General features: G+C 55.8%; 17 protein-coding genes and 1 tRNA gene. 17 read left to right on the top strand and 1 reads right to left on the bottom strand.

The annotated features are described in order from the left end of the window. The first annotated feature begins 53 nt into the window (after positions 1–53). Positions 54–947 carry a LysR family transcriptional regulator gene (locus HCQ99_RS02835; RefSeq protein ID WP_166985434.1) on the top strand — a complete coding sequence of 298 codons (894 nt, stop codon included), beginning with the start codon at positions 54–56 and terminating at the stop codon, positions 945–947. Positions 948–950: 3 nt separating this feature from the next. After that, on the top strand, positions 951–2945 hold the full coding sequence (locus HCQ99_RS02830; protein WP_243854771.1) for an amidase: 1995 nt from the start codon (positions 951–953) through the stop codon (positions 2943–2945). Here HCQ99_RS02830 and HCQ99_RS02825 read toward each other — a convergent pair. Continuing rightward, positions 2919–3419 (bottom strand): MarR family winged helix-turn-helix transcriptional regulator, encoded by a 501-nt coding sequence (locus tag HCQ99_RS02825; RefSeq protein ID WP_166986514.1) that lies wholly within the window; start codon positions 3417–3419, stop codon positions 2919–2921. The two genes, HCQ99_RS02830 and HCQ99_RS02825, sit on opposite strands and share 27 nt — an antisense overlap. A gap of 87 nt (positions 3420–3506) precedes the next feature. Between HCQ99_RS02825 and HCQ99_RS02820 the strand changes: the two genes are divergently transcribed. The 15 genes from HCQ99_RS02820 to HCQ99_RS02750 all read left to right on the top strand — a co-directional run bounded on the left by HCQ99_RS02820 (position 3507) and on the right by HCQ99_RS02750 (position 21548). Continuing rightward, positions 3507–3578 (top strand) — tRNA-Gln (locus HCQ99_RS02820). A gap of 48 nt (positions 3579–3626) precedes the next feature. After that, complete coding sequence (glmU, locus tag HCQ99_RS02815; RefSeq protein ID WP_166985431.1) at positions 3627–5072, top strand: bifunctional UDP-N-acetylglucosamine diphosphorylase/glucosamine-1-phosphate N-acetyltransferase GlmU; 1446 nt, start codon at positions 3627–3629, stop codon at positions 5070–5072. Positions 5073–5078: 6 nt separating this feature from the next. Next, positions 5079–6059, top strand: a complete 981-nt coding sequence (locus HCQ99_RS02810) for a ribose-phosphate diphosphokinase (protein WP_166985428.1) — start codon at positions 5079–5081, stop codon at positions 6057–6059. Between the two features lie 242 nt (positions 6060–6301). Further along, positions 6302–6943, top strand: coding sequence for a 50S ribosomal protein L25/general stress protein Ctc (locus HCQ99_RS02805; protein WP_166985425.1), 642 nt, complete (start codon positions 6302–6304; stop codon positions 6941–6943). Between the two features lie 111 nt (positions 6944–7054). Then, a complete protein-coding gene (gene pth, locus HCQ99_RS02800) occupies positions 7055–7636 on the top strand; it encodes an aminoacyl-tRNA hydrolase (RefSeq protein ID WP_166985422.1) in 582 nt (193 codons plus the stop codon). A gap of 18 nt (positions 7637–7654) precedes the next feature. Then, complete coding sequence (gene mfd, locus HCQ99_RS02795; RefSeq protein WP_166985419.1) at positions 7655–11248, top strand: transcription-repair coupling factor; 3594 nt, start codon at positions 7655–7657, stop codon at positions 11246–11248. Between the two features lie 105 nt (positions 11249–11353). Continuing rightward, positions 11354–12352: a dihydroxyacetone kinase subunit DhaK gene (dhaK, locus tag HCQ99_RS02790; protein ID WP_166985416.1), complete on the top strand. Its 999-nt coding sequence runs from the start codon at positions 11354–11356 to the stop codon at positions 12350–12352. Next, positions 12352–12987 carry a dihydroxyacetone kinase subunit DhaL gene (gene dhaL, locus HCQ99_RS02785; RefSeq protein WP_166985413.1) on the top strand — a complete coding sequence of 212 codons (636 nt, stop codon included), beginning with the start codon at positions 12352–12354 and terminating at the stop codon, positions 12985–12987. Before dhaK ends, dhaL begins: the two co-directional genes overlap by 1 nt. Positions 12988–13100: 113 nt before the next feature. After that, positions 13101–15557, top strand: coding sequence for a phosphoenolpyruvate--protein phosphotransferase (gene ptsP, locus HCQ99_RS02780; RefSeq protein ID WP_166985410.1), 2457 nt, complete (start codon positions 13101–13103; stop codon positions 15555–15557). Then, the gene (locus tag HCQ99_RS02775) at positions 15554–16276 is read left to right on the top strand and encodes a MazG nucleotide pyrophosphohydrolase domain-containing protein (RefSeq protein WP_243854471.1); all 723 of its coding nucleotides are present in this window, start codon (positions 15554–15556) and stop codon (positions 16274–16276) included. Before ptsP ends, HCQ99_RS02775 begins: the two co-directional genes overlap by 4 nt. Positions 16277–16281: 5 nt before the next feature. Further along, positions 16282–17592: a histidine--tRNA ligase gene (gene hisS / locus HCQ99_RS02770; protein WP_166985403.1), complete on the top strand. Its 1311-nt coding sequence runs from the start codon at positions 16282–16284 to the stop codon at positions 17590–17592. A 71-nt stretch (positions 17593–17663) separates the two neighbouring features. Then, positions 17664–18944 (top strand): phosphopyruvate hydratase, encoded by a 1281-nt coding sequence (gene eno, locus HCQ99_RS02765; protein ID WP_166985400.1) that lies wholly within the window; start codon positions 17664–17666, stop codon positions 18942–18944. A 134-nt stretch (positions 18945–19078) separates the two neighbouring features. After that, a complete protein-coding gene (locus tag HCQ99_RS02760; protein ID WP_166985396.1) occupies positions 19079–19606 on the top strand; it encodes an FtsB family cell division protein in 528 nt (175 codons plus the stop codon). Between the two features lie 7 nt (positions 19607–19613). Beyond that, complete coding sequence (locus tag HCQ99_RS02755; protein WP_166985393.1) at positions 19614–20105, top strand: DUF501 domain-containing protein; 492 nt, start codon at positions 19614–19616, stop codon at positions 20103–20105. Positions 20106–20213: 108 nt separating this feature from the next. After that, positions 20214–21548 (top strand): NAD(P)/FAD-dependent oxidoreductase, encoded by a 1335-nt coding sequence (locus HCQ99_RS02750; RefSeq protein WP_166985390.1) that lies wholly within the window; start codon positions 20214–20216, stop codon positions 21546–21548. Positions 21549–21574 lie beyond the last annotated feature (26 nt).

Below are 21574 nucleotides of genomic sequence, written 5' to 3'. Positions count from 1 at the left end.
TTGTAAGTATTTATATACTGTGTATATGGCTTGAGGCTTGCTATTCTTAGAGCATGTTGACCCTGCAGCAGCTTCGTGTGCTTATTGCTGTCTCTGAAGCTAAAAGCCTGAGCGGCGCCGCTCACGATCTCGGCTATGGTCTGCCAACGATAATGCATCACATTGAAGCGTTGGAGGCCGAGCTGGGCACTGAGCTGGTCAACCGCACTCCCCGGGGCACTACAGTAACTGCCGCCGGTGAGATTATGCTGCGTGAGGCAATCAGTATTCTCGCCCGCCTCAACAGCGCAACGCAGCAGATCCGCAAGCTCACCGAAAACGGGCGTGCGACTATGACGATCGGGTTGTATCCCTCTCTCGGCGCACAGCTGATTCCCAAGCTGATTGTTGAATTAGAAAAACTGCGCGAGCTGCAGATCGAGATAATTGAGGGTGAGCCAAGCGAAGTGCTCGCAATGCTGGAGGACGGCACAATTAATCTTGGACTCATTTACGAGTTTGACGCAGATCCGCTGCCGATAAATCGCAGTCGATTCTTTATCGATGAGCTGATTAATGAGCCGTTTATGGTTGCTGTTGGTGAGTGTCACCCGCTCGCCGAAGCAACTGAGATTGACTTCGCCGAGATCCGGGATGTGCCGTGGATCATGAGTCGCTCTGACACTGAAGCGAGTGATCGTGTGCTGCGGCACGTCTGCTCAACGCAGGGTTACAGCCCTACCGCTCTTGTGCGCACTGACGATATTACGATGATTCACGGCCTTGTTAGAGCAGGTCTCGCCTTTGCCTTAAGCACCGAAGCCTCTTTCGGTGCCCTTGAGGGGGTGCGCATGCTGCCCGCAAAGCAGTCGCTCGGGCAGCGCCGCACAAGCGTCATCCACAATCGTATTGAAACTTTTGAAGCGATTAAACCAGCTGTCCGTCTACTAAAAGAAATTGTGAGTTAAATTGTGAGTGCTGAAATTAATCTCTACGAAATCTCTATCGACGAGCTGCTGCTGAACTATGCACACGGGCTGCTCAGCCCGGTGCAGGTGCTTGCAGCGTATATGCGCCGAATCGCAGAGTTTGATCACGGCGGCGCAGCCCTCAATTCGATTATCGTATTCAACCCGGAGATGTTCGCCGCTGCGCGTGAGTCGCACGAACGCTGGGCGAACGGCACCGCTCGCCCCCTAGAAGGTGTGCCCTACACGATTAAAGACTCATATATGGCAGAGGGCTTGACAGTTGCCAGCGGTTCACCGGCGTTTCAGGGGCTTGTAGCGCAGTGGGACGCCTTCACTGTTGCACAGCTAAAAGCCGCAGGCGCCGTGTTGATTGGTAAGACAAACATGCCGCCGATGGCAGACGGGGGTATGCAGCGCGGTGTTTACGGGCGGGCAGAGAATCCATACAATCGCAACTATCTCGCAGCTGCTTACGCTTCCGGCTCTTCAAACGGATCAGCTGTTGCCACAGCAGCAAATTTTGCGGTGTTCGGGATGGGAGAAGAAACCGTTTCCTCAGGTCGCAGCCCAGCCTCAAACAACGGTTTGTGCGCCTACACTCCGAGCTGGGGCGTGCTGTCTATCCGCGGCAACTGGCCGCTGTTTCCAGCGCGCGACGTGGTTGTGCCGCACACCCGTTCTATGGCAGACATGCTGCGTATTTTGAACACACTGGTCGCTGATGACAGTGAGACACGCGGCGATTTTTGGCGGCACCAAAACGTTATCGACATACCGAAACCGAGCGCACACCGTCCGGCAGATTACGCTCTCCTGTTTGACAGTGAGGCACTGCAGGGTAAAACCTTCGCTGCGCCGCGCATGTACCTCGGTAAAGATCCGAACTTCCCAATGCCGGTGCGCGAGAGTGTGCTAGAGCTCTGGGCCGAAACCGTTAAACGCCTCGAAGAATGCGGGGCAACCGTGGTTGAAACCGACTTCCCGCTCATTGAGCAGTATGAGGGAGACAAACCCGCAGGTGAGAATGTTGCGCGCCTCGGTGTGCTCCCAGACGGCTGGATGGACACCGAATTTAATCACTTCCTGGCATTCGGTTGGAATGACTTCCTGCTGGCGAACGGTGATCCAAACATTCCAGACCTTACTGCGGTCGACCCAGACACGATTTTCCCGCTCTGGCCGGGCACTCTGCCCGACCGCTATGAGGAAGTTGAAGACTACGAAAATCGGTATCGTGCGGTTGTAAAATATGCGCAGGAGGGGCTTGCGGATCCGCGCGAACGAACAGATTTTGCTGACGGTTTACGCGCGCTTGTGAAGCTTCGTGAAGAACTGTTTGAAAGCTGGCTCGCCGCTAACGGATATGACGGAATCGTGTTCCCTGCAAACGCAGATATCGGTGCCGAAGACTCTGAGCGGGAGCAGGCCGCGAATGATCACACCTGGCTTAACGGTGTGCTCTTCTCCAATGGCAATTACGCGCTGCGCCACTTTGGCATCCCATCGGTAACTGTGTCGATGGGGGCAATGTCAGACACCGGAGTGCCCATCGGAGTTACTTTGGCTGGCCGTGCCTACGACGACATCGCGCTGTTGCAGTACGCGACGCTACTAGACGGATACGGCACACGCCCAACCCCCGCTACGGCACCCAAATTACCGGGTGATAGCCTGCAAAACTTTGAGGGCGTCGAGTTTGCTTTGCGAGAAGTTTATGCTGCCTCCTTTGAAGTGCGTGATGCTGGCGCAGCCTGGGAGGTTATCGCCCGCGGTAAAACCAACATTGCAGAGGCTGAGATTCGTGTGCAGCTGGCAGCTGCTGCGGCCACTGCTAAAGCTTCAGAGCAGGGAGACTGGGAAGTGCAGGTGCTGGTGGAAAAACCAGATTATGGCCTGAACCCAGCTTTCGGCGCCCTTGTTGGTGTCGTTGAAGCGCAGGGAGCTAACGGTGCATACGCAGCAGAGCTGCTACTCGTTAGCACTGACGACAACTGACAGCTTCGTTAGGAGGCTTGCGAGACGGTCGCGCTCTGCACGGGTCATTCCGCTCAGCAGCGCCGCTTCGGCGGCGGTGAGGTTTTCTACCGCACGGTCAACCAAATCACGTCCGGTGGCGGTCATCTCAACGAGCACGCCACGACCATCGTCCGGGTTTTGGGTGCGCACAACCAGGCCCCGCCGCACCATGCGATCGATACGGTTTGTCATGGTGCCGCTGGTGACCATAGTCTCGCTCACTAAAACCTTGGTGCTGACACGGTGCGGAGCGCCGGCGCGCCGCAGCACGGCTAACACATCAAACTCCCAGAGTTCGAGACCAGCATCCTCGAACGCTGCCCCGCGTGCGCGATTGAGCTGTTTCGCGACGCGATGCAGGCGCGAAAACACTGCTAGGGGGGAGAAATCAAGGTCGGGTCGCGACTGACTCCATTCCTGGAGGATGCGGGTGACCTCGTCTGCTTTTGTCATAAGAATAAAGTTTGCCAGAAATTTCACGCTACGAAATGTTTCTGGCAGAATAGAACGCGGTGACAGCCGCACCGCGGTTGCCACTGTTCCGCCTTAGTGTAACGGCAGCACAGCAGCCTTTGGAGCTGTTAGGTCCAGGTTCGAATCCTGGAGGCGGAGCGATCAGCAACAGCTGATATAACCTATTCGCTTGAGGCAGGTACTTAGATGCGTGATGGCCGGGCAGTAGCGGTTGTGATTTTGGCCGCGGGTCAGGGTACGCGAATGAAATCTTCATTGCCGAAAGTGCTGCACCCGATCGGCGGTCGCGCTTTGATTGAGCACGTGCTCACAACCGCCGAGGGCCTAAATCCAGAATATATTGTGGCGGTTGTGCGACACGAAAAAGAACGGGTTGCTGCAACCATTAGCGCATTCGCGCCAGACGTTCTAATTGTTGAGCAGGATGAGATACCGGGCACCGGACGTGCTGTTGAGAGCGCTCTTGGTGCGCTCCCTGAACACTTTCAGGGCGATGTGGTCGTGCTCTCCGGAGATGTGCCGTTAATTGACGTTGCCACACTTGAGAACCTGCTCGCTGGGCACAGCGAAGCGGGCGCGCAGATGTCTATTTTGTCTGCTATATTCGACGATCCGAAAGGCCTGGGGCGCATTATTCGCGATGAGAGCGGCGACGTTATTGGCATCGTGGAAGAAAAAGACGCAAGCGTCTTAGAGCGCCAGATAACCGAAATTAACGGCGGAATTTATGTTTTCGACACCGCCGCGTTAGCTGCTGCGCTGCAAACTATCGACACCAACAACGCGCAGGGAGAAAAATACCTGACCGACGCGGCCGCGAAGATTCTTGCAAGCGGCGGTAGGGTGCTCGCGCACGCAACCGACGACAGCTGGGTTATTGCGGGCGTCAACGATCGCGTGCAGCTTGCGGCAGCTGGCACAGAGCTCAACCGCCGCACTATCGAGCAGCATCAAAGAAATGGTGTGACCTTCACAGACCCGGCCGCAAGTTACGTAGACGTTACTGTGCAAATTGCAGCCGACGCTGTTATCGAGCCCGGTTCGATACTGCGCGGTAACACAGTTATTGAATCCGGTGCGGTTGTGGGGCCGGCAACAACTCTCGCAGACACATTTGTTGGCGCGGATGCGCTCGTGCTGCGCTCAGAGGTGCACGGCGCAACAATCGCTGCGAATGCGACAGTCGGGCCATTCTCATACATCCGCCCGGGCACCACCCTCGGCGTCGCAGGTAAGATCGGCGCCTTTGTGGAATCAAAAAACACACAGATTGGTGACGGGGCGAAAGTGCCTCACCTAAGTTATGTGGGAGACGCCAGCATCGGCGCAGAAGCTAATATCGGCGCTGGCACTATCATCGCCAACTATGACGGCGTAAACAAACACCGCACCAATATCGGGGAGAGCGCCCGCGTTGGATCGAAGAGTGTGCTTGTTGCGCCGGTCACAATTGGAGCAGGAGCTTACACAGCGGCAGGAGCCGTTGTGCGTAAGGAGGTTGCGCCGGGCGCGCTCGCAATGAGTGTTGCCGCGCAGCGTAACTTTGAGGGGTGGGTGGCAGCTAACCGCCCAGATACTACTTCAGCAAAAGCCGCAGCAGCAGCAAATATTCCCAAAGATGGAGAGCGTTAACTTATTATGAGCGGAATTGAAAAGGCCGGGCAGAAGAAGCTTGTTCTAGTTACGGGTCGCGCCTACCCTGAGCTTGCACACAACGTTGCAGCTGAACTGGGCGCAGAGGTGCTAGAAACCGAGATTCGCACTTTTGCGAGCGGCGAGATTTACGCACGTTTTAATGAAAGCGTGCGCGGCACCGACGCCTTTGTGTTGCAGTCGCACATCGACCCCATCAACGAGAATGTGATGGAACAGCTGATTATGGTCGATGCTCTAAAGCGCGCCTCAGCTAAACGCATTACCGTTGTTGTGCCGTTCTATCCATACTCGCGGCAGGACAAAAAAGGTCGCGGCCGTGAGCCAATTTCAGCCCGTCTGATTGCGGATCTCTTTAAGGCGGCAGGCGCCGATCGGATTATGTCGGTCGATCTGCACGCCGCGCAGATTCAGGGCTTCTTTGACGGTCCGGTGGATCATCTGTTTGCGATGCCGGTGCTGCTCGAGCACTTCCGTGCTCAGTTTAAGGATCGCGACGACCTCACCATTGTGTCACCAGACATGGGTCGTGTGCGTGTGGCTGACGTGTGGAGCGATCAGCTTGGTGCGCCGCTGGCAATTATTCACAAGCGTCGCGACCCGAAGGTGGCAAACCAGGTCAGCGTGCATGAAATTGTGGGTGATGTGAAGGATCGCTGGTGCCTTATGGTTGACGACATGATTGACACCGGTGGCACAATCGCAAAGGCAGCTGAGGCACTTGTAAAGAACGGTGCGCGCGGCGTCACTATTGCAGCAACCCACCCGATTTTCTCTGGCAAAGCACCTGAGGTGTTAAACGCGCCGCATATTAACGAGGTGGTTGTGACCGATACTCTGCCTGTTCCAGCAGAAAAGCAGTTCGACAACCTCACCGTGCTGTCAATAGCACCGCTGCTGGCCGCAGCCATTCGTGAGGTGTTCGAAGACGGCTCAGTAACCTCAATGTTTGAGGGCGCAGCTTAAGCAGAGTGGCTCTGATGTAGCGTGCTGCGGGTGCGCTGTATCTGTTAATACGGTATGCTTATACGGTACTTCGGCGAGGGAGGCTGGTGCGCGTAGCGGATCTGTCGCAGCGCAGCAAAAATCAGCACTCCGTTATCGACGCGGGCGCCCAGACTTTCTGGTTTCCGTGTGTCTCGACGAGAGCACAAACACAGTTTGGGCAAACACCATCTTCGGTGCCGCCCGTTAGTAAGGAGTAAATTATGAGCAATGCAAGCAAGCTCGACGCAGTTGTGCGCGAGAGCTTTGGTAAGGGTGTAGCGCGTAAGCTACGTGCAGCCGGTCAGACCCCGGTTGTTGTTTACGGCCACGGGATCGATCCACTGCACCTGACTGTAGAGACCCACCCGCTGAGCCTAATCGTACGTCACAAGAATGCGCTCGTGGAGCTCTCATTCGAGGGTGGCAAACAGCTCGCACTTGTGAAGGATGTGCAGAAGGATCCAGTGCGTCAGATCATCGAGCACGTTGATTTTGTTGTTGTCTCTAAGGGCGAAACCGTTGAGGTTGAAGTTCCTGTGCACGTTGAGGGTGAGCCATTCGCAGGCACCACCGCGCTGCAGGAGACCAACACAATCCTGGTGAGCGCACCAGCAACCGATATTCCAGAGGCCTTCAGCGTTAGCGTTGAAGGTGCTGAAGAAGGCACTCAGATTCTCGCTGGCGACGTTGAACTGCCTAAGGGCGTTGAGCTTGTTGGCGATGCTGAAGCGCTTATCGTGCAGGTAGCTATCCCTGTGGTTGAGACTGAATCAACCATTGATGAGCTTAATGAGACTGAAGAAGCTTCTGATGAAGAGTCTGCTGAAGAATCTGCAGAAGACTCAGAGGAAAGCGCTGAGTAAAGCATTCTTTAAACGAGACCCGCAGGTATTTCTGAGTAAATGCCTGCGGGTCTTTGGTCTTGTTGCATACAAAGGTCAAGATCCGGCAGTAAATAAGAAAGCAGTGATCCCGTGAGCGATACATGGTTGATAGCTGGGCTCGGAAACCCCGGTGCCCGCTATGAGGAAACGCGCCACAACATCGGCGAAATGGCGGTGCAAGAACTGGCTCACCGTATCGGAGCTCGTTTTGCCTCACATCGCACAAACAATCAGATCGCGGAGGGTTGGGAGAGGCCGGGCGGCGCAAAACTTGTGCTTGCGAAACCGCACAGCTATATGAACACCAGCGGCGGGCCGGTGGCTGCCGCTGCAAAGTACTTCAATATCGCACCCGCACGCATTATCGTGCTGCACGACGAATTAGATATTCCCTTTGACACGGTGAGACTTAAAAACGGCGGTGGGCACGGCGGTCACAACGGCCTGCGGGACATCGCAAAAGCTTTAAACACTCCAGACTTTAACCGTGTGCGGATCGGCATTGGCCGCCCACCCGGGCAGATGGATGTCGCTAATTTTGTGCTCTCGCCGTTTACAAAAACAGAGCGGGCAAACCTCGGAGCGCTCATCGCTGACGCTGCGGATGCCGCACTTGAGATCATAAACAGCGGCCTGACCGCAGCACAGCAAAAATTTCACGGTCGTGTCTAGGGTCAGGAGAAGCTTGAGATGAGCATTGCCAGCATTACAAATATTCTGCAGCACGACACCACCTTCAAGGCTGCGCTAGCAGCCGCCACAGAAGACACTAATTTTGCGCTGTTAGACGGGCTGAGAGCACCGCTGCTTGCGGCAATTTATAAACGCAGGATCCAACAGGGCAAACTTGGTGCGCTCCTATTAGTGGCGGCGACCAGTCGTGAAGCAGAGCAGCTGAGACTGTCGTTAACAGCTCTCTTGCCAGAGGCTGAAACTGTTGAACTGCCGGCTTGGGAAACACTGCCGCACGAGCGGTTGAGCCCGTCGCGCGAGACGGTTGGCAAACGCATGGTTGCGCTAAACAAACTGCGTAAGCACAACGGAAAAACCCCTCTCGTAGTGGTCGCGTCTGTGCGCGCTATTTTGCAGGCAATCTCACCGGCCGCGGCAGACGCAGAAGCTTTGCGACTCGTTAACGGGGTTAGTGTGGGCGGGCCTAACGGCTTTGCTGAAACTCTTGTGCAACTCGGCTACGACCGTGTTGATATGGTGACAAAACGTGGCGAGTTTGCTGTGCGCGGCGGTATTGTTGACGTTTTCGTGCCGGCGGCAGAATCAGCGGTGCGCATTGATTTTTTCGATGATGAGGTGGACGATCTGCGCCAGTTTGCAGTGACAGACCAGCGCAGCGCAGCCTCAATCAAACATCTAGATATCTGGCCAGCGCGTGAACTGTTGCTGACTCCTGACGTGCGCTCACGTGCGGGTGCTCTGCGCGCCACCATGCCACAACAGTCAGAACTGTTAGAAAAGATTGCCGCGGGAATCAACGCAGAAGGCATGGAGAGTTTGCTGCCGTATCTGGTTGAGCGGCAGTACGCACTAACTGAACTGCTGCCAGAAAACAGTTGGGTCACTGTTGTCTCCCCAGAAAAGGTGGTGGCGCGAGCTGACAGTCTCGCTGAAACGAACGCTGAGTTTCTTGCCGCTGCTTGGTCTGCTGCGGCAGGGGAGGGATCTAACACAGTTCCTGTCATGCCCGATGGCGATCATTCCGGTATGTTCACGCTTACCCAGGTGCGTGCGCAGGGGGTGCACACCGTCTGGCACACCATGGCAACCTTTGCAGACTCCGCCCAGAGTGTAGAAGCAACACCGCTTGAAACAAGCGTAGGAAGCGATCCGGCAGAACACACCGCAGGACTTATCAAAACTTGGCTGCAGGACAATAAATATGCGGTTGTTGTGGCAGGTTCCACCGGCGCTGCCGACCGCGCCACAGAAATTCTGCTTGAGTTCGGGCTGCCGGTTGAGAAAACACCTGCGCTGCCCGACGATCCGCAAGAAAAAATTGTGTATGTGGCGATCGGAGAAGCAGTATCCGGTTTCGCCAGCGCTGGCAGCGGCTTACTATTAGCCACCGAAACTGAACTTTTTGGCAGACAGCTCAGTCAGCAGCAGATGCGCGGAAACAAACCACTGCGTCGCCGCGGAAAAAACGTGGTTGATCCGCTGCAGTTGAAAGCGGGTGACTATGTTGTGCATGAGCGGCACGGTATTGGCCGCTTCATAGAGCTGACACAGCGTGAAATTCCCGCCGACCAACCGGGTGAGAAACCGCAGAAGCGCGAGTATTTGGTGCTCGAGTATGCGCCGAGTAAACGGGGCTTGCCTGCCGACAATCTTTTTGTTCCAACAGATCAGCTTGGGCAGCTATCGCGTTATGTTGGCGCAGAAGCACCGAAGCTTTCAAAAATGGGCGGCAGTGACTGGGCGAGTGCGAAGAAAAAAGCACGCAAGGCGGTGCGCGATATAGCTATCCAACTTGCGAAGCTTTATGCCGCACGATCGCAGGCCAAAGGGCACGCGTTCTCTCCCGATACACCGTGGCAGAACGAGCTGGAAGAAGCATTCCCGTACGTTGAAACGCAGGATCAGATGGCCGCTATTGAAGCAGTGAAACGGGATATGGAAAGCTCAAGACCGATGGACCGTTTAGTGTCTGGTGATGTCGGTTTTGGGAAAACCGAAATTGCTGTGCGTGCAGCGTTTAAGGCCGTGCAGGATAATAAACAGGTTGTTATTCTCGTGCCAACAACGCTGCTTGTAAAACAGCACTTTGAAACTTTCCAGAACCGTTTTGCCGGTTTTCCGGTGCGGTTAAAAGCACTCAGCCGTTTTCAGACAGATAAAGAAGCCAAACAGATTCTTAGCGACCTAGCCGCAGGCAGTATCGACGTGGTTATCGGCACCCATCGCTTGCTGAGTGAAAACGTTAAATACAAGGATCTTGGTCTTGTTGTTATCGATGAGGAGCAGCGTTTTGGCGTTGAGCACAAAGACGCCTTAAAAGCGTTGAAGGCGAATGTCGATGTGCTCGCAATGAGTGCAACCCCGATTCCTCGCACGCTGGAGATGGCGGTGACCGGAATTCGGGAAATGTCGACCCTGGCGACAGCGCCTGAAGACAGACACCCGATTTTAACGTTCGTCGGGCAGTTTAATGAAGCCCAGGTGGCGGCGGCGATCCGTCGTGAAATGCTGCGTGAGGGGCAAATTTTCTTCGTGCACAATCGGGTCAGTTCGATCCATCGCATTGCGAAGAAAATACAGGATTTGGTGCCGGAAGCACGTGTTGCTGTCGCGCACGGCCGGATGGCACAAAACGAGCTAGAGCAGGTGGTTGTTGACTTTTATGAGCGCCAGTATGACGTGCTGGTGACGACAACCATTGTTGAAACCGGACTGGATATCGCAAACGCGAACACGATCATTATTGACGGTGCAGAAAAATACGGTCTCAGCCAGTTGCATCAGCTGCGCGGTCGCGTGGGGCGCAGCCGGGAAAGAGCGTACGCCTACTTCCTTTACGATCCGGCGAAACCGCTGACCGAGGCTGCCTATGAGCGTCTGGACACTATCGCTCAGCACAACGAGCTTGGTGCAGGTATGCAGGTGGCGCTGAAAGACCTCGAACTGCGTGGTGCTGGCAACCTGCTCGGCGGAGAGCAGTCGGGGCATATTGCGGGTGTTGGATTCGACCTCTACCTGCGTATGATTGGCGAGGCGGTTGACACCTTTAAGGGTGAAGATATTAAAGAAAACGTTGAGCTGGTGATTGAAATTCCGGTGGATGCGCGCATTCCCGATGAGTTTATTGACTCGGAGCGGTTGCGTCTTGAGGCCTATCAGAAGCTTGCGGCGGCGGCGCACCCGAACGCTGCCGAGGGCGCAATTGATCTCGTGCTCGAAGAGTTGACAGACCGCTACGGTGCTGTGCCAGAGCAGGTTGCTGAACTGGTTAAGGTGACGCGTATACGTAAAACCGCTGCAGCCCTGGGGGCTACCAAAGTGCTTGTGTTAGACGGTGCGCTGCGGATCGAGGCGGTCACCCTGCCAGAGTCACGCCAGCTGCGCCTTGTGCGCCTCTATCCTGGGGCTGAATATGATGACAGTCGCGGCCGGATGACTGTGCCGCTCCCGCGCGGTCTGCAGAAGGGCTACGTCTCGCAGTGGGATGCACCGCAACTGTCACCTGATGAAGCCTTAGACGGAGACCTGGTTGCCTGGATTGCGAGAGTTTTTGAAAATATTTTCGCACCCCCAAAAAGCCAGACAGAATAGCTTTGCGCAATCGCCGTGTGCAACAGTTTTTCAGCAACTTAGCGGGAAAATGGAAGAGCGCTTTCGTTTTTGCGAAAAGCGAGAACTTACCGATTGGAGAGCCGCATGAAGAAACTCATAAACGATCCGGAGCAGGTTGTTGCCGAATCTCTCGCGGGTGTTGCCGCGGCGCACGATAGTGTGCGAGTGGATTTTGAACATCAGATTGTATACCGCGCTGCGGGGCCAAAGCAGGGCAAGGTTGGCGTGATTTCTGGTGGTGGCTCAGGTCACGAACCACTGCACGGCGGCTATGTCGGTGAGGGGATGCTGGACGCCGCTGTTGCCGGCCAGATGTTCACCTCACCAACCCCAGATCAAGTTGCCGCCGCGATTAAAGGCGTTGACGGCGGAGCTGGTGTGCTGCAGATCATTAAAAATTACACTGGCGACGTCATGAACTTTGAAATGGCAGCAGAGCTGGCAAACGCTGAAACCGGTGTTGAAGTTGCCAGCGTCATCGTGAACGACGATGTTGCTGTTGAAGACTCAAGCTTTACAGCCGGTCGCCGTGGCGTTGGCCTCACCGTGCTTCTCGAAAAAATTGTCGGCGCTGCCGCCGAAGCCGGGCAAGACCTTAAGAGCGTGAAGAAACTCGCCGAAGAGGTTATAGCTAACGGCCGTTCGATGGGCGTGGCTTTGACAAGCTGCACGGTGCCGCACGTCGGCCGCCCAACTTTTGAGCTGCCAGAAGACCAAATGGAGATGGGAGTTGGCATTCACGGTGAACCCGGTCGTCGCCGCGTTGCATTAGCGCCGGCAGCTGACATTGCCAAGGAGATGGTGGATTCCATCCTTGAAGAGCTCGATTTCCAAGGATCGGAGACCATCGTGATGGTGAACGGTCTCGGCGCTACGCCACAGATTGAGCTGTACCTCATGTACGGTGAGGTAGCGAAGCTGCTTGCAGAACGCGGTGTTAAAGTAGCGCGCAACCTTGTAGGTAACTACATAACAGCACTGGATATGGCCGGGTGCTCGCTCACGATCCTGAAAGCAAACGATGAGATTCTGAAGCTGTGGGACGCACCCGTAAAGACACCAGCATTAAGGTGGGGCAAGTAATGACTGAGACGGTTTCAATTGCACAGCTCACAAACTGGCTCAACACATTTCGTGACACAGTTGGTGAAAATAAAGAGTATTTAACTAATCTAGACGCAGAGATAGGTGACGCCGACCACGGCTCCAACATGGCTCGCGGCACGGCAGCTGCCGCAGATAAGCTTGCCGCTGACAACCCAGATACTGTTGCAGCGCTTGGCAAAGCCTTCGGCATGACCCTTGTAAGCACTGTCGGTGGTGCAAGCGGCCCACTGTTTGGCACTTTCTTCCTACGCTTTGGCGTTTCAGCCGGAGAGGTTACCGAACTTGATGCGGGCGCCCTTGCAGCAGCGCTGCGTGCAGGAGCTGAGGGTGTTGTAGCTCGCGGCAAAGCCGAGCTGCAGGATAAAACCATGGTTGATGTCTTGCTTCCCGCTCTCGACGAGCTAGATAAACAACTGGCAGACGGCGCTGCGCTTAGAGACGCGCTCGCGGCCGCAGCTGATAAAGCTGAGACTGCGCGTGATGCAACCGGGCCGCTAGTTGCGAAAAAGGGGCGAGCAAGCTATCTGGGAGATCGCAGTATCGGGCATATTGATCCCGGTTCAGCCTCAACCGCATATCTCTTCCGGGCGCTGGCAGACAGCGTCGCCTAAGGTAAACAACTCGGATTCACCCTGAAACCTACTGTTTTCGCAGACTGGTCGAGTTTTTAAATCCTTGATCAGTCTGCGAACTCGGTGGTAGAGATTCAAAGGACAGGATCAGTATGGCCGTTGGTATCGTCGCCGTTTCACACAGTTTGCCGCTTGCAGAGGCAGCTCGAGATCTCGCCCTGCAGATGATTTCGGGAGAGCAGCCCCCGCTTGCGCTTGCCGCTGGGACGCCAGAGGGCGAATTTGGTACCGATGCGGTTGCTGTCGCCGAAGCGATTGCTGCGGTGGACAGCGGCGACGGAGTGCTTGTGCTCGTTGATCTCGGATCAGCGATCCTGTCAGCCGAGATGGCGCTTGAGTTTCTGCCCGATCCTGACCTGGATGTGCGAATTATCTCGGCGCCGTTTGTCGAAGGTCTGCTGGCTGGTGTAGTGCGCGCTGCTACCGGTGGAAGTATCGATGAAGTGGCAGAGGAAGCACGCGCCGCCCTGATCCCGAAACAACAGCAGCTTGGCGATACCGCTGAGCAGCCGACTGTGAGCGTTGATACCGCAGCGACTGATGAAGTGCGGCGCACAGCTACGATTGTTAACGCTGCGGGGCTGCACGCGAGACCTGCTGGCCGCATCGCTGAAGAGCTTGCGCAGTTTAACGCGAGCGTCACTATTCAAAAAGCAGGACGCGACGCGGTGAGCGCCCGTAGCCCACTGATGGTGGCTGGTCTCGGCACCCGCGGTGGTGACACTGTCACACTCAGCGCAAACGGCGCAGACGCAACTGCGGCGCTCGACCATCTCGAAAACATGATCGCGGACGGCTTTGGCGAGCTAGTTGAAAATCTCGTGGAGCAACCGGCTGCTGCGGCCGCGGGTGCCGATCCACAATCTGTTGACGCTCGAAACCACAGCGCGCCAACTAGGCCTTTGGGCGTGAGCTCTGGACGAGTGCTCGGGCCTGTGGCGCGCATGGCTGCGCCGGTGAGCGAACCAATAGCACACGGCACTATCGCTGAAAATGAGCGTGCAGCCGAGAAGCAACGAGTTATTGAAGCTGTGACACAGGTGACGGCGGAATTAGAGGAGTTAGCCGCGACGGCGACGGGCACCGCTCAGGAGGTTTTAGCTGCAACCGCTAAACTTGCGGCAGATCCTGTGATCATCAGCGAAGCCGGCGCAAAAATTATCGATCAGGGCAGGCCCGCAGCAAACGCTGTGTGGGATGTTTTGCGCGATATCGCCCGGCAGTTTACGGCCGGCGGAGGCGAGCTCGCTGAGCGTGCCAGCGACGTGAGAGATGTGCGTGCGCGCATTGTGGCGAAACTGACCGGACAGCAGCTGCCCGGCATCCCGAACCTGAAGCAACCATTCATCCTGGTGGCACATGATCTAGCGCCGGCTGACACCGCAACGCTCAACCCTAAGACCTGTCTTGGTATTGTGCTCGGATCAGGTGGCCCGACCTCGCACACAGCTATTTTGGCGCGTGCACTTGGCATCCCGGCGGTGATTGATGCGGCAGCATTTGCCGAATTAGAAGACGGGGAAGAGATTGTTATAGACGGGGAGACGGCTGAGGTAATCAGGCAGCCAAACGATAGCGATAAACTGGATGCGCGCACCGCACCACAGCTTTTGAGCGACCTTCCGCCTTTTGCCGGGCCGGGTCGTTTGGCATCTGGTGAGACCGTACAGATACTTGCGAACGTTGGGAGCAGCAAGGATGTTGCCGCAGCGGTCGAACGTGGCGCTGAGGGTGTTGGTTTGTTCCGCACAGAATTCTGCTTCCTAGGCAGAGAAACAGCGCCGAGCCTGACTGAACAGGTGGCGGCGTATGCAGAAGTGTTGCAGGGTTTTAAAGGCCGAAAAGTCGTTGTGCGCACACTCGATGCCGGCAGCGATAAACCGCTTCCGTTTGTAACTCCCGCAGCTGAAGAAAACCCTGCGCTTGGTGTGCGCGGCTACCGCACAAGCTGGAACTATCCAGATGTGTTGACCACACAGCTTGCCGCGATTGCGCAGGCAGCAACTCAAGTGCCAGAAACTGATGTGTGGGTGATGGCGCCAATGATTGCAACGCTTGAAGAGACGCACAGCTTTGTCGAAGAGGCGCGCCACGCGGGCTTAAAACACGTCGGCATTATGGTTGAAACCCCAGCAGCCGTTGGCTTGGCTGACCAGATCGTTGAACTTGTGGATTTTGTCAGCGTTGGCACTAACGACCTCGCGCAATACACTATGGCCGCAGACCGAATGGCCACCGACCTCGCCCATCTTAATTCTCCGTGGCAACCGGCTCTTCTGCGACAGCTGCGCGCGCTTGGCGAAAACTGCGCTGATACAGCTGTTTCGATCGGAGTTTGCGGGGAATCCGCGAGCGATCCGCTGCTCGCAGGGGTGCTTGTCGGGCTTGGGGTAAACAGCCTCTCAATGACAGCTAATGCCGTGCCGGTGGTTGGCGCAGCGATTGCCGGTTACACTATGGAACAGTGCCAGCAGGCGGCCGCAGCCGCTTGCAATGCTGAAAGCGCAGACGCTGCAAGATGCGCTGTGAGAGAGATTCTCGCAGCGTGAGCGCAAACTCTGCAACCGGGGTCATAGGGATTGAGCGCGCCCGTGCCGTTGTGCGTCAGATGGTCTCCCCGGGTGGCTGTCCGTGGCACGCTGAGCAGACCCACACATCGCTGCTTAAATATCTGATCGAAGAGACTGCGGAAGTTGTTGAGGCGATTGAAGCAGGTGAATCCGCTGAGATTGTTGCAGAAGAACTTGGTGATGTCCTTTATCAGGTGCTCTTTCACACCGAGATTGCAGCCCAGGCAGGGGAGGGCTACAACCTAGATTCAGTTGGTGAGGCGCTCGCCGCAAAGCTCATCGCTAGACATCCGCATGTGTTCAGCGATCGCGGTTATATGTCGAGTGAGGAGCTTAAGACAGAGTGGGAAAATCTGAAACGTGATGCCACCGCTCACCGCGCGGTGCGGGGCGTGTTTGACGGGATCCCCAGCGCGATGCCGACTCTGGCCAAAGCAGCAAAAATGATGAATCGGATCGCGCACCATCAAGATGCTGCAGTGCGCAGGTCGCTGACAGCATTTCTCACTGCAGCAGAAGCCGATACGACAGACAAAAAACAGGCGAGCAATACCACCGGGAAAGAGCAAGCAATAAACGAACGCGACTTCGGGAAAGAGCTTTTGCGTTTGGTGCAGGAAGCAAACGCAGACGGTGTAGACCCCGATGCGGCGCTGCGACAGACTTTGCGAGAACTAACCGAGCGCGTGGCAAGATAGTTAGTATGGCTCAACAGGTGAATCCACCGCGTGGGATGCGCGATTTTCTTCCGGCTCAGAAACTAAAACGCGAGCGCGCGCTCGCAATCATCCGTGAGGTGTATGCGGCGCACGGTTTTGATGAGATTGAAACTCCGGTAATTGAAGACTATGCTCGCCTGCACGCAGGTCTCGGGGGTGATAATGAGAAACTGTCATTCTCCATTCTGAAGCGCGGGCTGCGTCAGGAACAGCTTGAGAATGCTGTCGTAACAGGCACAGGTGATGTGCTCTGTGATCTCGGTTTACGATTTGATTTAACAGTGCCGCTGGCCCGCTACTACGCAAGCAACCGAGCAGATTTGCCGGCAACCTTCCGGGCGGTGCACATCGGGCCGGTCTGGCGAGCCGAACGCCCGCAGAAGGGTCGCTACCGGCAGTTTGTGCAGGCCGATATTGATATCATCGGTGAGCCTGGCCTGCTCGCTGAAGCAGAGCTAATCACTGCTACAAGCGCCGCACTAGCCCGGCTTGGGCTCGCTGGGTGCGTCATCCGTATCAACGATCGCAGGTTGCTAGCTGCGCTCCTTGACTACTGCGGGTTCAACGCTGCAGACTCGGATCGAGTTCTGATAACGATTGACAAGCTAGACAAAATCGGGGTGCAGGGAGTTATTGATGAGCTGCGCGGTTTTGGTGCTGAGTTTGTGACACCTGCGGTAAAACTGGAACACATACTGAACTCTTATAGTGAAGCTGCTTGTGCGGGGGATATTGCGCTCACCGAGTCTGGCATTGCAGCAGTGCTCCCCGCCGATTTAGCGCCGGAGGTAACCAGCGCGCTCATCTCCCTCGGTGAGATGGTAGCGCCGGGGCTCCCCGCGGGCGTGCGACTAGCTTTCGATCCGACGCTGGTGCGGGGCATGGGATACTACACCGGCACAATTTTCGAGATCGCGCATCCAGGCTCTGGCAGTTCGGTCGGCGGTGGCGGGCGTTACGACGGCATGATTGGCCGCTTCCTCAGCCAGTCGGTGCCCGCTGTTGGATTCTCCATCGGCTTTGAGCGCATTATCGATCTGATTGATCTGCCACCAGCTGCGGATCAACGTGCTGTTGCACTGATCGCTGATAAGGCGGTGGATCCGGCAGTGCTTTTGCGGATCAAGGCTGAGCTTATCGCTAGCGGTGCCCGGGTGCAGATCGCTACACGCACCAAGAATGTGCGTCCGCTGTTGGATCGTTTCGAGCTTGACGGTTTCACAGAGTTTGCAAACGTGCGCCCGGAGCACACGTCGATGCACGATCTTGATTTTAAAGTTTTTGCGGAAAGTTAAAGCAACCGCTTCGTTACACTTATAGTTAGACCGGGATTGGTCGGCTATCCACCATGAAGGAGTAAAATTCAGTGGCTTATGTAGATGCAGTATTTGCCCGTGAGATTCTTGACTCACGCGGAAACCCAACCGTTGAGGTTGAGGTCGTGCTCTCAGATGATTCAGTCGGCCGCGCTGCGGTGCCGTCGGGTGCTTCAACAGGTGAGTTTGAGGCATATGAGTTGCGTGATGGTGACAAGGATCGCTACCTTGGCAAGGGCGTGCAGAAGGCTGTGGAGGGTGTTTTTTCAGTCCTCGGCCCAGCCATTGAAGGTCTGCCAGCCGACGACCAGCGTTTGATCGACCAAACCCTGATTGAAGCAGACGGCAGTGACAACAAAGAAAAAATTGGCGCTAACGCAATTCTTGGCGTCAGTCTTGCTGTTGCCGCTGCGGCCGCTGAATCGGCCGATCTGCCGTTATTCCGCTACATTGGTGGCCCGACCGCTTGCACTCTGCCGGTGCCGCTTATGAACATCATCAACGGTGGTGCGCACGCTGATACCGGTGTTGATATTCAAGAGTTTATGATTGCTCCGCTCGGCGCTGAGACCTTCTCAGAGGCGCTGCGTTGGGGTGTTGAGGTTTACCACTCTCTGAAGAAGGTTCTGCAAGAGAAGGGTCTCAACACCGGGCTTGGTGATGAGGGTGGTTTCGCGCCCGACCTGCCAAACAACGCTGCTGCGCTCGACCTGATTCTTGAAGCTATTACGCGCGCCGGTTACCAGCCAGGCACCGATATTGCGCTAGCTCTCGACGTTGCGTCAAGCGAATTCCACGAGAACGGCACCTACACCTTTGAGGGGAAGGCGCGCAGTGCGGCCGAAATGATTGAGTACTTCAAAGATCTGGTAGAGAAGTACCCGCTTGTTTCGATCGAGGATCCGCTCGACGAGAACGACTGGGACGGCTGGACTGCTCTCACCGAAGAACTCGGTCATAAGGTGCAGCTTGTGGGTGATGACCTCTTTGTTACCAACCCACAGCGTCTGGGTGATGGTATTGCATCAGGTGCGGCCAACTCACTGCTGGTGAAGGTGAATCAGATCGGCACTCTAACCGAGACCGCAGATGCGATTAAACTGGCGCAGCGCAACCAGTACACCACCATCATGTCGCACCGTTCAGGTGAAACCGAAGACACCACTATCGCAGACCTGGCGGTTGCGTTTGAAACCGGTCAGATCAAAACCGGTGCACCCGCTCGCAGTGACCGCGTTGCGAAATACAACCAGCTACTGCGCATCGAAGAGGAGCTTGGTGAATCAGCTGAGTACGCTGGCACGGAGGCTTTTCCGCGCTTCGTAGGTTAATTTTTAGAGGACGGTTCTAAAATAGTGGGGCAGACTGACGCAGTTTGCCCCACTTAATTTTGAATACAGCGCACACTAAAACTAGAACGTAAGTATCCTTAATCCCAAAAGCAAAACAAAGGTAGCGATCCCATATGGCCGAAAACCGTATTTCCCGCTGGGGTGGCTATGTGCGCGACTGGGCAGCGAGTTTGCGTTTTGGCGGCATGACAATTTTGCTTTTTGTGATCATCGTGAGTGGTGTGCTCGTGATTGGACCGCAGGTTAGTGTTTACGTGAATCAGCGGCAGGAAATTGCGCAGCTGCAACAGCAACTCACCAAGCTGAAAGAAGAGCAGGCTCGCGAACAAAAGGCCTTTGAGGCCTGGAACGACCCAAGCTATGTGCGTGCTGAGGCGCGCAACCGACTCTCTTATGTGCTGCCGGGTGAGACACAACTGAGTGTCATTATGGATATTGACCTGACGCCCACCAAACATCACAAAACTGAAGAGCAGTTAACCCAAGCGCCGCAGAGCTGGGTGACAAATCTGCTTGCATCAGCCGTTATCGCGGGAACCGCAAAACAGATTGATGCTGAAAATGCTCCGCCTGATCCCGCCACTGATGCAACAGATCCGGAAGTGGATCCCGATACTGATCCTGCCGCTCCGACCGAATAGAGAATTGATGCCTCGTCCACCGTATACAAAACCAACCGCCGTCGATATCGCCACCGTGACAGAGCAGCTTGGCCGCCAAGCTCGTGGAGTTGTTGGTATCGCTGCCCGCACCGCAAGCGGGGAGCCAACCGTTGTTGCGACGGCGCCGCGGTTAGAAGACGGCACACCGTTTCCAACGTTTTACTATCTCTGCCACCCTGCGGCGGTAGCTGCCGCATCGCGCTTGGAGGCTAGCGGATTCATGGTTGGGCTGAATGAGCGCTTGGCTGACGATGCTGAGTTGCGCGCGCAGTATGAGAGTGCGCACACATCCTTTATTGCCGATCGCGACAGTGTCGGTGAAGTTGCTGAGATTTCAGGAGTGAGCGCCGGAGGAATGCCAACCCGTGTGAAATGTCTGCACGCTCTTATTGCGCACGCGCTGGCGGCTGGCCCCGGAGTTAACCCGATCGGAGATATCGCGCTGGCAGCGAGCGATTTTGATCCCGCAGCACACTAATTGGTGACTGCAAAATTAGATAGATATAGTTGTTAATTGGGTGGAAATCCCAAATTACACGCGCAAAGCATAAAATTGCCGAGCATAAGTTCCAAGGAGCATACGTCTGTGACGAAGAAAATTCTGATCGTCGGTGGCGGTTACGCCGGTTTCTACACCGCATGGAAGCTTGAGAAGCACCTGCGTGAGGGCGAAGCAGAGGTGACCATTGTTGATCCGCTGCCGTACATGCAGTATCTGCCGTTCCTCCCAGAGGTAGCCGCGGGATCAATCGAGCCACGCCACGCCGTGGTGTCACGCCGTCGCCATCTCAAGCACACGAAAGAATTGCACGGCAAGGTAACCGGTATCAGTCACAGCGCAAAGAGTGCGACCATTCAGCTCACTGACGGCAGCACTACCGAGTTTGTCTACGATCACATTGTGATCACCACCGGCTCAGTGTCTCGCACCTTCCCAATTCCTGGTATCGCCGACAACGCAATTGGCATGAAGACGATTGAAGAGGCGGCAGCTGTGCGCGACCGTTTGGTTGGCAACTTTGAGCGTGCTGCGTCACTGCCTGCTGGTTCACCCGAGCGTCAGCGTTTGCTCACTGTGACCGTTGTTGGCGGCGGTTTTGCCGGTATTGAAACTATTTCAGAGCTGCGCAGCTTCGCAACCTCAATGCTGCAGCGTTACCCAGAGATCACTTTTGATGAAACTAAGTTTCACCTCATCGAAGCGATGGGGCGCATCATGCCAGAGGTGAGCGCAGAACTGGCTGACTGGGTGGTTGCAGACCAGACTCGTCGCGGTGTGGAAATTCACCTTAACACCCAACTGCAGGACGCGACCGACGGTAAGATTCAGCTGTCAACCGGTGAGGCATATGAATCAGACCTGATCATCTGGACAGCTGGTGTTATGCCGCGTCCGTTCCTGCGCGACACCGACCTGCCTATTGGGCCACGCGGTCACGTTATCGGCAGCCCAACACTGCAGGTGACGACCGAGGAGGGTGCTGTCGTTGAGGGTGCGTGGACAGCCGGTGACACCTCGCAAACACCGGATATCTCGAACACTCCTGGGCCTGGCGGGTTCTGTGTTCCAAACGCACAGCACGCTGTGCGTCAGGGCAAGCTGCTTGCGCGCAACATTGTTTCCGCGCTGCGCGGTGAGGGGCTTGTGGAGTACAAGCACGACAACCTTGGCGCTGTTGCCGGTCTCGGCTTGAACACCGGTGTATTCCAGTCGCGTAAAGTGCAGCTGAAGGGCTATGCTGCTTGGCTGGCGCACCGTTTCTACCACGGTATGGCGATCCCATCCTTCGAGCGCAAGGTGCGCGTATTCGGCGGCTGGGTGGGTCATTTCTTCTGGCGTCGTGACGCAGTAGGAATTGAAGCAAATCAAGAGCCGCGCGCTGTGTTTGAAGAATTTGCGGCACGCCCAAAAGGTGACTAACGGCCTAAATTTTTAAATCTTTAGTC

This window comes from Canibacter zhoujuaniae (genome assembly GCF_011752015.1).
Taxonomy (GTDB): domain Bacteria; phylum Actinomycetota; class Actinomycetes; order Actinomycetales; family Microbacteriaceae; genus Canibacter; species Canibacter zhoujuaniae.
This window is presented reverse-complemented; position numbering and strand designations above follow the sequence as displayed.

Coding starts and splice junctions, on each gene's coding strand:
- HCQ99_RS02835 (WP_166985434.1), top strand. CDS start 54: ATGTTGACCCTGCAGCAGCTTCGTGTGCTTATTGCTGTCTCTGAAGCT.
- HCQ99_RS02825 (WP_166986514.1), bottom strand. CDS start 3,419: ATGACAAAAGCAGACGAGGTCACCCGCATCCTCCAGGAATGGAGTCAG.
- glmU (WP_166985431.1), top strand. CDS start 3,627: ATGCGTGATGGCCGGGCAGTAGCGGTTGTGATTTTGGCCGCGGGTCAG.
- HCQ99_RS02810 (WP_166985428.1), top strand. CDS start 5,079: ATGAGCGGAATTGAAAAGGCCGGGCAGAAGAAGCTTGTTCTAGTTACG.
- HCQ99_RS02805 (WP_166985425.1), top strand. CDS start 6,302: ATGAGCAATGCAAGCAAGCTCGACGCAGTTGTGCGCGAGAGCTTTGGT.
- mfd (WP_166985419.1), top strand. CDS start 7,655: ATGAGCATTGCCAGCATTACAAATATTCTGCAGCACGACACCACCTTC.
- dhaK (WP_166985416.1), top strand. CDS start 11,354: ATGAAGAAACTCATAAACGATCCGGAGCAGGTTGTTGCCGAATCTCTC.
- dhaL (WP_166985413.1), top strand. CDS start 12,352: ATGACTGAGACGGTTTCAATTGCACAGCTCACAAACTGGCTCAACACA.
- ptsP (WP_166985410.1), top strand. CDS start 13,101: ATGGCCGTTGGTATCGTCGCCGTTTCACACAGTTTGCCGCTTGCAGAG.
- hisS (WP_166985403.1), top strand. CDS start 16,282: ATGGCTCAACAGGTGAATCCACCGCGTGGGATGCGCGATTTTCTTCCG.
- HCQ99_RS02760 (WP_166985396.1), top strand. CDS start 19,079: ATGGCCGAAAACCGTATTTCCCGCTGGGGTGGCTATGTGCGCGACTGG.
- HCQ99_RS02755 (WP_166985393.1), top strand. CDS start 19,614: ATGCCTCGTCCACCGTATACAAAACCAACCGCCGTCGATATCGCCACC.